11 protein-coding genes are annotated in these 14,710 nt (G+C 50.9%); 4 read left to right on the forward strand and 7 right to left on the reverse strand.

Features of this window, described 5'->3' with window-relative positions:
• Window positions 1–47 precede the first annotated feature (47 nt).
• Together NDI52_RS09690 and NDI52_RS09695 are read left to right on the forward strand one after the other, a co-directional pair.
• Entirely contained in the window at window positions 48–971 is a 924-nt protein-coding gene (locus NDI52_RS09690) for a nucleoside hydrolase (RefSeq protein ID WP_190774241.1), read from the forward strand.
• 71 nt (window positions 972–1,042) lie between these two features.
• Entirely contained in the window at window positions 1,043–1,768 is a 726-nt protein-coding gene (locus NDI52_RS09695; protein ID WP_190774242.1) for a glycerophosphodiester phosphodiesterase, read from the forward strand.
• A gap of 73 nt (window positions 1,769–1,841) precedes the next feature.
• Here the strand turns inward: NDI52_RS09695 and NDI52_RS09700 are convergent, their stop codons facing one another.
• From NDI52_RS09700 to NDI52_RS09715, 4 genes are all read right to left on the reverse strand, one after another.
• Window positions 1,842–3,173, reverse strand: a complete 1,332-nt coding sequence (locus NDI52_RS09700) for a glutamine synthetase family protein (protein WP_190774243.1) — start codon at window positions 3,171–3,173, stop codon at window positions 1,842–1,844.
• A 280-nt stretch (window positions 3,174–3,453) separates the two neighbouring features.
• Window positions 3,454–4,071: a pyridoxamine 5'-phosphate oxidase family protein gene (locus NDI52_RS09705; RefSeq protein ID WP_190774244.1), complete on the reverse strand. Its 618-nt coding sequence runs from the start codon at window positions 4,069–4,071 to the stop codon at window positions 3,454–3,456.
• A 201-nt stretch (window positions 4,072–4,272) separates the two neighbouring features.
• On the reverse strand, window positions 4,273–5,133 hold the full coding sequence (locus NDI52_RS09710; protein WP_190774245.1) for a cyanophycinase: 861 nt from the start codon (window positions 5,131–5,133) through the stop codon (window positions 4,273–4,275).
• Between the two features lie 608 nt (window positions 5,134–5,741).
• Window positions 5,742–5,954 (reverse strand): hypothetical protein, encoded by a 213-nt coding sequence (locus NDI52_RS09715; RefSeq protein WP_347280085.1) that lies wholly within the window; start codon window positions 5,952–5,954, stop codon window positions 5,742–5,744.
• A gap of 389 nt (window positions 5,955–6,343) precedes the next feature.
• On the opposite strand from NDI52_RS09715, the gene NDI52_RS09720 reads away from it, so the two are divergent.
• Window positions 6,344–8,257, forward strand: a complete 1,914-nt coding sequence (locus tag NDI52_RS09720) for an acetate--CoA ligase family protein (protein ID WP_190774246.1) — start codon at window positions 6,344–6,346, stop codon at window positions 8,255–8,257.
• A 452-nt stretch (window positions 8,258–8,709) separates the two neighbouring features.
• Here the strand turns inward: NDI52_RS09720 and NDI52_RS09725 are convergent, their stop codons facing one another.
• From NDI52_RS09725 to NDI52_RS09735, 3 genes are all read right to left on the reverse strand, one after another.
• Window positions 8,710–10,299, reverse strand: a complete 1,590-nt coding sequence (locus tag NDI52_RS09725; protein WP_190773200.1) for an alpha/beta hydrolase — start codon at window positions 10,297–10,299, stop codon at window positions 8,710–8,712.
• 80 nt (window positions 10,300–10,379) lie between these two features.
• The gene (locus tag NDI52_RS09730; protein WP_190773201.1) at window positions 10,380–12,266 is read right to left on the reverse strand and encodes a fatty acyl-AMP ligase; all 1,887 of its coding nucleotides are present in this window, start codon (window positions 12,264–12,266) and stop codon (window positions 10,380–10,382) included.
• A gap of 188 nt (window positions 12,267–12,454) precedes the next feature.
• Complete coding sequence (locus tag NDI52_RS09735; protein WP_190773202.1) at window positions 12,455–13,438, reverse strand: sensor domain-containing diguanylate cyclase; 984 nt, start codon at window positions 13,436–13,438, stop codon at window positions 12,455–12,457.
• Between the two features lie 401 nt (window positions 13,439–13,839).
• On the opposite strand from NDI52_RS09735, the gene rsmI reads away from it, so the two are divergent.
• The gene (gene rsmI / locus NDI52_RS09740) at window positions 13,840–14,682 is read left to right on the forward strand and encodes a 16S rRNA (cytidine(1402)-2'-O)-methyltransferase (protein WP_190773203.1); all 843 of its coding nucleotides are present in this window, start codon (window positions 13,840–13,842) and stop codon (window positions 14,680–14,682) included.
• The last annotated feature ends 28 nt before the right edge of the window (window positions 14,683–14,710 follow it).

The raw sequence follows: 14,710 nt of genomic DNA on the forward strand, positions 1-14,710 counted from the left end.
CAGACTGCTATACTGCACCCATTTAGTGCCCTTTTGCAGCCTGCCCCATGAAGAAGCCTCTCGTGCTGATGGATCACGATGGTGCCGTGGATGATTACCTCGCCATGCTGTTGTTGATGACTATGGAGGAGGTAGAACCCTTAGGGGTGGTGGTGACTCCGGCAGATTGCTACATTCAGCCAGCGCTCAGCATTACCCGAAAAATGCTGGATCTGGTGGGGCGATCGCACCTCCCCGTTGCCGAAAGCACAGTGCGAGGCATTAATCCATTTCCGCCACTTTACCGACGCGATTCCCTGGTCATTGACCATCTTCCCATCCTGAATCAGGCGGATGAGATCCAAACTCCTCTGCTGGAGGAGCCAGGGCAAAACTTCATGGTGCGGGTACTGCGCGATGCTTCAGAGCCCATTACTTTGATGATGACAGGGCCACTCACAACCCTGGCAGTCGCTCTGGATATTGATCCCAGCATTGAGGCGAAGATTGAGCAGCTGGTTTGGATGGGAGGTGCTCTGGAGGTGCCGGGCAACGTGGCGACTGACCTGGAACCAGGCCAGGATGGGACAGCGGAGTGGAATGCCTATTGGGATCCTATTGCTGTGGGTCGCGTTTGGCAAACCTCTATCCCTATCGTGATGTGCCCGCTAGATATTACGAATATGGTGCCTGTGACACCGGAATTTATCCGCCGCCTCAGTCGCCAGCGTCAGTTTCCTCTCTCAGATCTGGCCGGGCAATGTTATGCCCTGGTCATCCCACAGGATTACTACTTTTGGGATGTGTTAGCGACGGCCTATTTGGCTCATCCTGAGTTTTATCAAGTGGTTGAGTGTGAAACTTCGGTTGTTACTCGGGGATTGAGCCAGGGTAGAACCCAGGTTACAGCGGGAGGTCGTCCTGTGAAGGTATTGCAGAAAGTAGACACGGAGCGTTTTTATGCCTACATTCTGCATCAGTGGGCAAAGTAGCCCCGGGCACAATTAACCTGGACACTATGACATGACGTCGCACCGCGTCGGTTCTATGAGGAGTGAACGGTATGAGTCCTAAAATCATCGCCCATCGTGGGGCGTCGGCCTACGCGAGGGAGAATACCCTGGAGGCTTTTGAGCGGGCGATCGCTCTGGGAGCTGATATGGTGGAGTTTGATGTACGACGGACACGGGATCGACAGCTCATTGTTTACCATGACCCTGAAATTTGTCGTCGTCCGATTCGTAAGCTGACCGTTGCCGAGATTCGTCAACTGGATCCGGCGGTTCCTCTGCTCGAAGAGGTTCTTGAACTGTGTCAACACCGCATTCAGCTCGATGTGGAGTTGAAGGAGATGGGCTATGAGCCTCAACTGATGCGATTGCTGCTGCGCTATTTTGATCCCGATCGCTTTGTGGTGACGTCGTTTCATCCTTTTACCCTGAAGCGCGTGAAGCGCTGCTTCCCCGACACCACAACCGGGTTCTTATTCAGCGAGGTGACAGCGGATGTTTGCCGCTCGTTGCGTTGGGGGGCTAAAACTGTGCGCGATCGCATCCGCCGGATGAAGGTGGATTTTGTTGCCCCGGACTGGCAATTGTTGGATGCCAACGTGCTGGCTCAAGCGTTGGGGGACGATCGCCCCGTCTGGGTGTGGACCGTCAATGATGAAGTTGTGATGCAGTCGTTGATGCAGGATTTACGGATCGAAGGCATTATTACTGATCGCCCCGATGTGGGCATGCAAATCCGCAATCAAACTCCTGCGCTTCGGGGTAGCATTGCCTGTTAGAACGGGTTGAACAACCAAAAATGAAGTGACACGGTGCGCCTATACCGTGCCACTTCATAGAATCAGAACTGTCCTAATACTTGTCTACCAGGAGCTTGACCTCCTCTTCGAGAGAGGCCTCCTTTAAAGTTTGCCATTCTGCCTGGCGTACAGCCAGAAATGCCTGGGCTAATGGGGCTCCCAGGGCTTCCAGGAGCAATGTGTTTTGTTGGAGATGCGCGATCGCCTCTCCCAAACTCTGTGGCAATGGGTCAATTCCCCGTTGTTCTCGTTCGGCATCTGACCAGAGGCCTGGGTCCTGGGCGATCGCCTCCCCCGGTTCCCATTGATGAATGATGCCATCCAATCCAGCGGCAATAACGGCCCCGAGGGCGAGGTAGGGATTAGCCGAAGCATCCACCGTTTTCAATTCCAGGTGCGTGGGGCTAGGTGGGACTGGGTTGCCTGGAATTCGTACAGCGGCTTCGCGGTTGTCATAGCCCCAGCAGCGGAAGGCACCGCTCCAGTAGTGCGGTTTGAGGCGACGATAGGAGTTCGTTGTAGGCGTGGTAATGGCCATTAAAGCGGGGAGGTGATGCAAAATGCCTGCCACAAATTGGCGTGCCAGAGGGGATACTCGGCCCTGAGAGGTGGGAAATAAGTTTTCGTCCTGTCGCCAAAGACTCAGGTGCAGGTGACAGCCACTACCCGCAGCATCCGCGAAAATTTTGGGCAAAAATGAGGCAACGATCCCGTGACGTAAGGCGATCCCGCGCACCGTTTCCCGATACACAATGTGGCGATCGGCAGCCTGCATTGCGGTGCCATAGCGTACGGTAATCTCTTGCTGGCCTGGCCCCGATTCAGGATAATAACGTTCGACGGGTACACCTTGATTGATCAGGGCTTCGGCGATTTCATCAATGACAAGATAGTGCAAATCCATGGCCTGAGTTGTGGCAAAGGCCGTGGTGTCACCGGGAACGATATTTCCTTCGGGGTTACGACGGAGCAGGTAAAACTCGCTTTCAAAGGCGGCCTTGACCTGTAAATTCATGGCCTCTGCTCGGGCTACCATCCGTCGCAGAAATGCACGAGGGCAGAGGGGCCAGGGTTCGTTATTGAGGGTCAGGTCTGCCAAAACTCGGGCATGCCCTGGGGTATAGGGTAGAGCAGCAAGGGTGCTCCAGTCAGGCTTCAGCCAGACCTCACCGACTGGGCCTAATCCCGAATCAGGAGTTACGGCATCGACGGTGGCGGGAATTCCCTGTTGTCCCATAGAGATGCCAATGCCATGTTCCTGGTGCTCTTCGAACATCCCGGTGTGAAATGCTTTGCCACGAATTATGTTGCCGTTGTCGCACCAGAGTAGACGAACGAAGCGAATGTGGCGATCGCTCAAATATTTCACGACTGAATCTGTCATGCTTGATCCCCAGGAAACCCTATTTTCAGAACCAATCTTTCAAATTATGGTGGTATGTGTGCAAGACACAACACCATTTTTCCGTTCTGTTTTACAACAGGGTATCCTAAATTGCCAGCATGAATATTTTCTCTAAAACCCTTGTTTTTGGGTATCGCTAAGGATCCCCTACAGAATCCAACTGGATTTTTGTGGGAGGTGCGACTTAGCCGCACCTCCCACAAAAATCCAGTTGGATTCTATTTGCAGTCCTAAACGGAGCTAGGCAATAGGTGATCGGCTAGGATTGGCGGGTGGAAGGGAGGCGATCGCCTAATAGGGCCTCTAGTTCGGTAATGCGATTTTGTAGTGGTTTAATGATTGATTCTACTTCCTGTGCCGAATAACGGATGGGAATATGTTGGGGACAGTTTTCACTCGTCGCTTCAACATGGAAGAGAATGGCTCGTTCAATATTTGCAGAATAGCCGGGAACACGCAAGCATTCAATTAATTCGGTATCCCCTTCAATGCATTCGGCACGGCCCCAGATCTTGATACGTTTACGATGGCGATAATCCATGAGGAATAGGAATGCTTTGTCATTACCAAAGAGGTTGCCGACGGTTAAATACTGCACATTTCCTGAAAAGTCAGTAAATCCTAAGGTCTTTTCATCTAATACCTTGAGGAACCCAGGGGGACCACCGCGAAATTGGATGTAGGGATAGTGATTGGAACTGACAGTACCCAAATAAAAACCATCCAACTGTGCAATAAATTCTGCAATGTTTGCTGTGATGGTGTCGTTGGCTGGACCGTTAGCAATGTAGCGTTCGTAGGTTTGTCGTGAACCTCGTTGTTCCTGGGCTGCCAGCACCTCAGGGGTAAAAGCGATTTCTCCAAACTTGCGTGACATAGAACACTCCTGGGTTAAATGGCTGACGTTTCATGTCTATTGCATAAGAAATTCAGCATTTTATGGAACTTTAATTTTGGCTCAAGGATTAGATGACCCAAAATTTTTCAGCGTGTGATGCAGCAACTTCCAGCAACGCTTTGTCGATAGGCAAAAAAGAGAGGGGGTGCTTTGCACCCCCTCTCTTTTTATCAAGTGTATCTACTGGCTACAAACGCAGGAGCGACTGTTTAAGTCAAACCGATAACCATTGGGGAGGATGTGCAACATTACACCACAAAGGGCCAGAGGCTCATCCTTCAACAATTCCTCAACGTTGTTGTGGGTCAGGTTACTGACATCAACAATCGTGACAGAGCCTTCACCAACTACTTCAATTTCACTGCCGTTAACAATGATCGCGGTATTCTCATCAATGCCAAAACCCAGGTTAACAGGCTGTTGGGCTACAGCGGACAGAAGCCTTCCCAAACGACCACGCTGAGCAAAGTGCTGGTCAATCACCACACCAGGCAAGAAGCCCATACCCCGATCCATGTTGACAATTTCGGGACGGGGATTGGTTTCTGATTCCCCTTCCACAATCATATTGTCTGGCATCATGGCGGCCCCAGCGCTGGTTCCGGCAATCACGATAGCCCCTTGTGAAAATTGTTCATGAAGGGCCGCATCTAATTCAGTATCTTTTATATATTCCGTAATCCGTGCCTGGTTACCACCTGTAAAGAACACTCCGGTAGCCTGACGGATATTTTCGATCGCCTTCGGATCACTGGCATCTTCTCGACGCGCATTGTCTACAACCCGAACATCTTCCACCCCTAAGCGATGAAAAATATCGGTGTATTGTTCGCCAACTTCTCCAGGTAACCCGGTTGCTACAGTCATCACTACGATCCGGGCCTGCAAACCTCCTGCACGGCGTACAAATTCCCGGAGGATTTTGCATTCCCCTTCTTTATCTTCGGCTCCGCCGATAATCACAAGTTGTCCATGAGTTTCAGGCAGAGCTACACTTTGGCTCTCTTCACCTTCCACTGCCCTTTCTTGATTGGCAACCATACAGGCTCCTGCAAATTTCTGATGCTAGTTAGCGATAAAATCTCGACGCTATATATCAATCATTCCTGACATCAGGTCGTTCCAAATCCGTCTGCTGATGGATCTCATCCGAGTCGGAGGATGGCTTTTAACGCGCCTTAAGAAAGATGTGAGCGATCGCCGACCTGTGACTACAGCTCGTCGCTACAGCAAGCTATATTCAAATTTTATGAGGGCGACAACGCAGCCATATTTGCAGATGGAACGTACTACATGACCCATTTACAGCGCTCCGCGCTTGAATCAGCCACAGTTGTTTTTGTGAGAGTCGTATGGAGCGTGGCTTTCATAAAAACAACCAGATTTTAAGCGTTTGAAAAGCCCTATAGAAGTAGAAGAATCAGCCTTAAGAAGCTTGATTTTATGCCCTTAGAGTACAAAAAATAAACTTTTTGGATGGATTCTTATAGTAGGTCAATAATACCTTTTCTGTAATGAAAATAGGAATCCTCAATGGTTTTCAGAATCAGAATTGAGAATGAATATAACTACAAAACTTCATTGGTGCAGTGTAAAACACTACACCAATGAAAGTTGCAGACTTAGACAATCGGAAGTGGTAATACTGTCTAAACCTGTGTTTTGCAGCTATTGAGGGAAATAAGAGTACTAAGAAATGCTCGGGCCTGCTCTAAAGGCAAATGCCTGGGTTTTCCCTGGTAAACAATTTGATATTGGTCGGCATATTCCCCATCCCCATAGCCAGAGATTAAGTGCCGATGGAATGCTTCATTAGCCAAGACGTGGACCTGACTTCGAAGCAACCTATCCGTGATATCCATCACTTGCTCCTTAAACTCATCTACTATTTATTTAACCAAACTTGTATGCTTGTTTCACCCTGCCAAAGTTGTAACTTGCTCGGTAATTTTAAGACCAAAGCCCTATGCAGATTAGGAGTGCACAACGTAATCAATCCATTATTTTGAAAGGGTAAAGCTTTTATTAAGGCAATAGTTTCATGTCAGAATCCTTGCATGAAATATATCTGGTCTTTTGTAATCTGTATGTATAGTAGAGCTTGATTTATAGACATTTAACTAAATAGAAGAAATTACGTTTTTATATAGAAGACCATCACTTGGGTAGAGGAATTATAGGTTCTAATACGTTTCAATCGGTCCTGTATGATTTATTGCTGATTGTGCTTCCTCCAACACGGGACTGAGACATGGTAGTAGAGCAGGGTTCCGATACCATTCGCGTCAATGCTAGAAAAACGGACGCTTTTGACCTTTTTAACTTCCACCATTACGATGGGCCAAATCCCTACTTGAACACAGCGGCCTACGTGTTTGACTTGACGATGACGGGGCACACAACCCCGTTGCCCATTGAGGAGTACGTGGAGGTCATTAGCGATCGCTACCCTCACATGGCCGAAGAGACGTACGAAGACTATGCTCACCTATTTGCTCGCACAGTAGCCGAGGTGAGCAAGTTAGATATGGAGTTGTATGGTCATTGCTGGAGTGTTCATTCTGGCCCCAATGAACACTTTCGTGTCGCGGTGCAGTCCATTCATCCACGCACCAGCCGCAACGTCATTTATACCGTCTGGGACTGGATCGAAGCTATTACTGATGACCGTAGCTTTGCCTTAACAGAACAAATTACCCTTTTGCAGGATCTCTTTCGAGACTCAGTCTATGGTGGCCCCACGGTCTATGCCTTAATGAAGACCGCCGCCGACCAGGGCATCCCTGCCTTTTATCTGTGGGATGAGGGACTGATGCAGTATGGCTATGGCCGCAAACAAGTGCGGGGGCAGGCTACAACCTTTGATCCTGATAGCCATCTTGATTCGGATTTTACGACCCGTAAGGATGATTGCAAGGCATTTCTCCACACCCTCGGATTTCCCATTCCTCAGGGTGATATTGTTCGTACGCTGGAGGATGCCCTACTGACGGCACGGCAGATTGGTTATCCCGTAGCTGTGAAACCCGTAGTGGGTCACAAAGGGATTGGGGTTACCGCCAATGTCCGCACGTCTGATGAGCTAGAGCAAGCCTATGAGCGGGCATTAGAGGCGATCGCCCCCGACCAGGCCATTCGCATCATTATTGAGCAAAGCATTTCTGGGAAGGATTATCGCTTGCTGTGTGTGAATGGCAAGTTTGTTGCAGCGACCGAGCGGCGTCCTGCTTCGGTGACAGGGGATGGTGAGTCAACCATTGAAGAATTGATTGACCGAGAAAACCAGATGCCTGCGCGATCGGATACACCGACCTCGCCCATGGGTAAGATCAAAACCGATGATGCCATGCGGTTTTATCTAAAGGAACAGGGCCTGTCCCTGGACAGCGTTTTAGATGCAGGCGAAACGGTGTTCCTGCGTAAGGTGGCGAACCTGTCTGCTGGGGGTTTGAGTATTGATGCAACGCCTAATGTTCATTCCGATAATGTGATTTTGGCGCAGGATATTGCTCAGCATTTCCGGTTAACCTGTCTAGGCATCGATGTGATTGCCTCTGATCTGTCAAAATCCTGGCGCGATGGGAACTTCGGCATTCTGGAAATCAATGCGGCTCCCGGCATTTTTATGCATCTAAAGCCTGCAGTTGGGGATAGTGTTGATGTTCCCTCCCACATCTTAAAAACGTTTTTTGCGTCTAGTCAGGATGCACGGATTCCGATCATCAGTGTGAACCGGATTGATGAGAGAGATTTGTTGGAGCTGATTGACCATATTTTGTTTCAACATCCTAACTGTTCGGTTGGGGCTGTATGCCGTCAGGGAGTTTTCGTTAACCGATCGCGCAAAGTTTTTCATTCCAATTACAACGTGAATGTGCAAAACCTGTTGCGTAATCCGAAGTTAGATCTGTTGATTGTGGAGTATCCAGAGGATGTTCTTGAACGGGAAGGGATGTTCTACTACGGTAGCGATCTCGTCGTTTTAGACAATCCCACGGATATTGAAAACGTTCTCACCCGTGATGTCTTTGATACATCAACGGTGGTGGTCAGACAGCACGAGACAATCTCCATTCAGCGGAAGGGATTGATGGAACGGTATCAGCTAGGACCTGATGAACCCTTTAGCCGGGTTTATCTGAAGGAATTGTCTACAGTTCTGTAGTCTGTTTATATGCATTTCAAACGAGGATGAGTGCTTTGCGCTCATCCTCTGGTGCATTATTGTTAACCTCAGTTCGGGTTAAGGGCTTTTTCGAGTGCCGCGCTTCGCGCGGCACTCGAAAAAGCCCATTATTGCGTGCGCGTCGCGCACGCGATATAGCAATGTGCAAGTGCGTGAAGTACAGCAACGGTGGTGTGGGGCACGAAGTGCCCCACACCACCGTACTTAATCAACCCGCACAGCGCTATAATAGACGGTTCGGCTTATCCCGAACTGACGTTATTGTTATGTGTGGCGAAGCCCACTACACACAACAATAAGGAGATTTCCAGTAATGAAATTACCCCCAGGATGTTGGTGCTTTGCCCGCTTCGCGGGCAAAGCACCAACATCCTGGGTAAATTCTTATGCAGAAACCTCCTAAATGTATAAGTCCTGTTGAAATAGCGTTGTTATTGGGGGAGCGATCGCACCAGGCTAAACCGATAGGGCTCTTCGGTCAGTACCTGAGTGTAGTCCTGTTGCAACAGGGTGCGGTAACGCTCATCTTCTCGAATGTAAGTCTCAAAGAAGGCGATCGCCATAGCCTCCTGATAGGTCTGGGTGACATCGCGCAAGCGAGGCCACTCATCCGGGATGGGGGTCAATTGACGTAGTACATCCAGGGTTAGACGAGCGTGAGGTAACCCTCGGGAAATGGCAAGATAGCGATCCTCAGCGGTGATCCATCCGTAGGTAGGGAGGTGTTCCTCTAACAGGGGTGTCAGGATATCGAGATCGGTTGCCTGCCAGAATAGAGGAATTTGTACCTTGGCCATTCCGTCGGGGCCAAACAGGCTACGACCGAACGGAAAAAACAGATAAATGGCTGTGACGCGTTCATCGGCTAAGGGCATGGCCAATTGCTCAGGGGAGAGTTCTAGAGCACGACACTGATAGAGCAATGAGATATTGAAGATGGCGCTACGAGTATCGCAATCCCTTTGCAAATGCACGGGGTCGATGGTGGCTCCGGCCAGAGAGAGGGCTGTAACGCCGCCAAAGGAGTAGCCAAAAACGCCAACCTGGGAGAGATTGAGGCGATCGCCATAGCCCTGCCGTTGCAACTCGTCCAGCAAAAAGCTGAGGTCGTGGGGCCGTTCGATGAAATCCGCCGAGTCAAAGTTTTCTCGATAAAGCCCGGCATTGAAATCCTGCAGACGCTGGCGATCGCTTCCGGGATGATCGGGAATCACCACAGCAAACCCGTGGGATGCCAGGTGAGCGCCCAGGTCTGCAAAACGAGTACGCCTTGCTCCCAGTCCATTGGAGACGAGAATGACCGGGATGGGGCCAGCACCCTCAGGAAGGTAGAGATCGGTAAGGAGAGTGCGATCGCGACGCGCATCATAAAACTGAATGGTTTGCTTCGTAAAGGAAGTGCTGCCTTCGGCCCGAGGGTCGGGAAGGGCCTCTAACGATAAGGGTATTCCCGGCGTGCTGGTTTTCGCCTGGGTTTCGATGGCTGAGACGGCAGTATCAGTTTCCTGTAAGAATTGACGGACTCGCTGCCCCTGGCTGAGCAATGCTGCCAGATCAATGCGCATGTCAGTAGGCAGGTTTTTCAGAAAGTTTAGGGGAGTTACTCCATCGGGACTCGTGGCGGTGAGCAACATGGCCGCTCGCAAGCTCTGAAAGCCATTTTGCCCAGACTCCGTGCGAATTAACTCGCCGACTTCCGTCAGTAGTTGTTCACCGGGGCGAGTGTAGGTGAACTGAGAAAGCACGATTGGGTCGATTCCCTCTAACTTCCCTATTAGGGCTTGTTGGGCCTTTTGCTGCTGCTCAGGGCTGAATCGTTGCAACACAAAACCGGCTTCATTTTGCAACTCCCCTTTTTCGGCAAAGGCTTCCAGATCGGCTACGGCAATACGGCGCTCTATGGGGCCGAACGTGACAACCAGATTTTCGGCTGCGACAGCAGGCAAGGCATTGCAAAGGACGCTGGTGGCTACTACCCCACAGAGCCGCAGAATAAAGGTTTTTACAGGAACGCGAGGCATACAGAAGAAACGTATGAAATAGTGACGATACTGGATGATTGAACGTAACGTTTGAGTCTGAGGAGGATGGTAACGGCGTACTAGGCTATCTCAGAGGCTGAAAAGCCAGACAGCAGCCGCCTCAGCCGCCCAGCCGCAGTGCTGGAGAAGCGGCGCAGGTGCGTCATCGGGTTGAGGTAGCGTTCGAGCATGCCTGTCATATCGCTGCGCTCGTCTTTGGGCGATCGCCACTCCCCCAGGGTTTCCCACTCCCCTTTTAAGAAAAGCTCTCGACACCGACGCCGCTGAATCTTACCGCTGGAGGTCAGTGGTAGATCGCCCGGTTTCAGCAGCACAATACCATAGACATCAATAAAATGCTCCTGAAACACCTCCCACCGGATAGGTTCAATGACTTCGTCCAGGGTGAGCTGTTTGATGAACTGCCGCTCCACTTCCTGAGCGATCACCAGGCGGGGAACGCCGTCTACCTCGACCGAAAATGCCGCAGCACGGTTGGGGCGGAAAGCGGGATGGCACGCTGTCACCGTGGCTTCAATGTGGTGAGGATAGTGATTCAGTCCCCAAAACACCAGGACATCGTGAAGCCGCCCTGTAATGTAGAGCTGGCCATCTTGCAAAAAGCCCAGGTCACCCGTTCGTAGAAAGGGACCTTCTCCAGTGTCCTTCAGATGGGCGTTGAAGGTGCGATCGCTCATTTCTTCCATATTCCAGTATCCAACCCCCAGGCCGGAGCCCGATACCCAAATTTCGCCGACTTGGTTGGGCGCACAACGGGCCAGATTCTCTGGGTCAGCAATGACAATTTGTCCATCTAGCCAGGGGGTGCCGCAGCTAATCAGGGTGCGAGCCCGCTCGGACAATGGTTCAGTCGGGACAACACGATTTTCCTCCAGGGCATCATCGGCCACGGTAGAGAATCGGGGCGCTTGGCCTGATCGCCCACCTGCGATAAATAAGGTCGCTTCAGCCATGCCGTAGCAAGGGTAAAAAGCGGAGGAACGAAAGCCACAATCGGCAAAAGTCCTCGTGAATCGCTCCAGAGTATCGGTCAACACGGGTTCTGCACCAGAAAAAGCAACCTGCCAGCAGCTCAGGTCGAGCTCGGCCCGTTGGGCCTCGGTGACGCGGTTACATAAGAGGTCATAAGCGAAGTTGGGGCCACCGCTGGTGGTGCCCCGATAGTGAGAAATCATTTGTAACCAACGCACCGGCTTCTGCACAAAATCGATGGGAGACATCAGCACGCTGTAGCTGCCCAGGTAGAGAACCTGTAGCACGTTGCCAATGAGACCCATATCGTGAAATAGGGGTAGCCAGCCAACGCCAATGGTGCGATCGCTATGCCCAAAAGCCGCTTCAATCATCTGCTGGTTTTGCAGAATGGAACGGTGGGTGACCATCACGCCTTTAGGTTTTCCGGTGGAGCCGGAGGTGTACTGCAAAAACGCTAGAGTCTCAGGCTGGAGGGACGGAGCGATCCAGGCGGTAGGGTCAGTGGCCACTGGAGTATCGGTTGCCAAACCCGGTAGTGAGGCCGCCAGGCTTGCAGCGTCGGTGTTTTGAAGCTGAGGCTTGAGTTTGGGGAGGAGATTGGCGGTACTGAGCAGAATTTTGGCACCGGAGGAAGCGAGGCGATCGCCCAGATCAATCCAACCTGAGCGGTTGCGTGGTGCGGCGCAGGGAACAGCAACCACCCCAGCATATAAGCAGCCCAAGAACCCCGTAATAAAGGCTTGTGCAGCTTCATAAGGATAGACAAGCAAGGCCCGTTCTCCGGGGGCAAGGAAGGCCTGGAGTTGGACGGCGATCGCCTTAGCCCGTTGCTCTAGTTCTCCGTAGCTCAGGCGGCCAGATTCTGTCTCGCCATTCTTGAGGAAAACAAAAGCCGTCTGCTCTGGCTGTTGTTGGACGCGCTCCTGCAATAGTTCAACAAAGGCCTGAAAGCGGGTTTTTGGCAGGGGCATGGATCTATCCATCAACCGTTAGAGAACTCTGCTTCATCTAACGGCTTTGCGTAATTCCTGTCAAGTCAATATTATTTCTTTGGATATATAGTATTTTTCCATCCGATGAGGTAAGAGAGGGAACGTGAAACGAAGCCCCACAGCCTCTCTCGTACCTCATCAAATAGGAAAGGGGTTAAGAAATCTCCTTAACTGAGATGGCTATGCGTATAGAATTGTCTGCGTTGGTTCTTGTTCTGGTACATTGCTTTGTCAGCTTGCTCCAATGCTTCCTGTAATCGGGCTGTGGGCGATCGCATAGCCCAACCCAGAGAAGCGCTGATTTGAGCGCGGGCAAGGTTATGTTGAATTCGTTGTACAACCCTCTCGCTGTCTTCGCGGGATGATTCCACAATGAGAATGGCAAACTCATCCCCGCCGATGCGAGAGACAATATCGCAGGGGCGAACGTTGGTCTGGAGAGTGTAGGCAGTGCGTTGCAAAAGGCGATCGCCTGCGGCGTGCCCCTGTTGATCGTTCGTTTGTTTCAAATTGTCCAGGTCGATGACGACAATCCCGGCGGTCAGGCCATAGCGCGAACAGCGCATTTCTTCAGCTTCTAATAAGTAATGCCAGCCTCGACGGTTATAAATCCCGGTTAGAATATCTAGTTGCGCCTCAGCTTCGGCCTTTTGTTTAAGGCGTAAGTTTTCCTGAGCTTGTAACTCCTGGTGTAACAAACTGGAGAGGAGCAATACCAGAAGTTCCAGCATGGCGAGCTCGGTTTGCAGGTGTTCTGACTGCGGGTTGGGGTCAATGGCGCACAGCGTGCCAAATAACGACCCATCGGGAGAGTAAAGGGGAAGTCCAACATAAGCTCCGATAGGAATTTTTCTACCAATAGGAGCCGATGCATAAGCTGGAATTAATTGACAACGGGGGGCAATGTTAGGGCCATTGCCTTCCACCATCCGAGAACAGAAAGAATCAGACCACTGAAACACGTCGCCAGGCTTAACATCATAACCATGGTCGTTGGCAGACAGCACAATCCAATCATTGCCCTGGGTACGGGTCAGCATCCATAATTGAAAGCCCATACGCCTATGCAGAAACTGCAGGACGCGCTGTACTGCTGACTCAAAACTGGAAGATGCGATCGCGTTAATAGAAACCAGATCCAGATCACTCATAGCCCACAGGAACCCACAAGGAAGCACACAACGAACCCGAAAGCAATGTGCCCTTGAAGGTGACAATTTAAGCCATGTAGTGTGAGCGAGGTGATCAAACTTTACATGGGATGCAAGTGTGCAACAGGACTGTTAACTTTCGGAAGAGACATTATTACAAGAGTTTTTTACCGTTAAAATCTACAGGAATCGACTCAGTTAATACCTTCTGACAGGGAAATCAAGATAGGTTTAAATGCCAAGGGATTGCCTGCAAGATAAGTATTGTGAGTGCTTCTTCCTCCGTTTACACACGCTCCATAAGATGAGATTAACCTTGAAGGAAAAGGCAGTCTACCGGGTAAATTCGGTATTTTGACCCTGGTTAATTTCGCAAGAACTCGTTCCAAATAACATTTCTTATGCTCGGTACGCTGTACGTTGTTGCTACCCCTATTGGGAACCTGGAAGATATGACCTTCCGGGCAATTCGGGTGTTGCAAACGGTTGATGTGATTGCTGCTGAAGACACGCGACATACGGGTAAGCTGCTGCAACACTTTCAAATTAAGACACCTCAAGTGAGCTACCACGAGCACAATCGGACGCAACGTTTACCCGAATTGTTGGCACAGTTGCAACGAGGGCAGTCAGTTGCTGTGGTTACCGATGCTGGAGTGCCGGGGATTTCCGATCCCGGATACGAGCTGGTTAGTGCTTGTGCGGATGCAGGAATTACAGTGGTGCCGGTGCCAGGAGCCAGTGCAGTAATTACGGCTCTGATTGCTTCAGGACTACCGAGCGATCGCTTTACCTTTGAAGGCTTCCTGCCAACTAAGGGGAAGGAGCGGCGCGATCGCTTAGAAGCTCTTGCTTTGGAAAGCCGAACCATGGTGCTATATGAAGCTCCCCATCGGGTCCTGCAAACCTTAGAGGATTTGTCTCAGACCCTATCACCGGAGCGATCGATTGTGGCGGCGCGCGAACTTACCAAGATGCATGAGGAGTTTTGGCGTGGGACGATTGCGGAGGCGATGAAGGAGTTTGGCGATCGCCAACCCCAGGGAGAATTTACCCTGGTGGTTGCAGGGGCCCATGTAGAGCAACCGATTCTTTCCGAAACCGCTATTCTGGCGGAGTTGACGGATTTATTACGTCAGGGGCTTTCGCGATCGAGTGCCAGTCGTCAGTTGGCGGAGCGTACGGCATTGCCCCGTCGTCAAATCTATCAATTGGCTCTGAGTATTCCTGAGCAGGAGACTTAGTTCAGGCCTTACGCAAGTCCGCCAGCTG

Source organism: Leptolyngbya sp. PL-A3 (genome assembly GCF_039962325.1).
Lineage (GTDB): Bacteria > Cyanobacteriota > Cyanobacteriia > Elainellales > Elainellaceae > Vacuolonema.

Bases quoted from the DNA above. Each gene is read 5' to 3' on its own strand.
- NDI52_RS09720 (WP_190774246.1), top strand. From the start codon at position 6,344: ATGGTAGTAGAGCAGGGTTCCGATACCATTCGCGTCAATGCTAGAAAA.
- NDI52_RS09715 (WP_347280085.1), bottom strand. From the start codon at position 5,954: ATGGATATCACGGATAGGTTGCTTCGAAGTCAGGTCCACGTCTTGGCT.
- NDI52_RS09700 (WP_190774243.1), bottom strand. From the start codon at position 3,173: ATGACAGATTCAGTCGTGAAATATTTGAGCGATCGCCACATTCGCTTC.
- NDI52_RS09710 (WP_190774245.1), bottom strand. From the start codon at position 5,133: ATGGTTGCCAATCAAGAAAGGGCAGTGGAAGGTGAAGAGAGCCAAAGT.
- rsmI (WP_190773203.1), top strand. From the start codon at position 13,840: ATGCTCGGTACGCTGTACGTTGTTGCTACCCCTATTGGGAACCTGGAA.
- NDI52_RS09705 (WP_190774244.1), bottom strand. From the start codon at position 4,071: ATGTCACGCAAGTTTGGAGAAATCGCTTTTACCCCTGAGGTGCTGGCA.
- NDI52_RS09735 (WP_190773202.1), bottom strand. From the start codon at position 13,438: ATGAGTGATCTGGATCTGGTTTCTATTAACGCGATCGCATCTTCCAGT.
- NDI52_RS09690 (WP_190774241.1), top strand. From the start codon at position 48: ATGAAGAAGCCTCTCGTGCTGATGGATCACGATGGTGCCGTGGATGAT.
- NDI52_RS09730 (WP_190773201.1), bottom strand. From the start codon at position 12,266: ATGCCCCTGCCAAAAACCCGCTTTCAGGCCTTTGTTGAACTATTGCAG.
- NDI52_RS09695 (WP_190774242.1), top strand. From the start codon at position 1,043: ATGAGTCCTAAAATCATCGCCCATCGTGGGGCGTCGGCCTACGCGAGG.
- NDI52_RS09725 (WP_190773200.1), bottom strand. From the start codon at position 10,299: ATGCCTCGCGTTCCTGTAAAAACCTTTATTCTGCGGCTCTGTGGGGTA.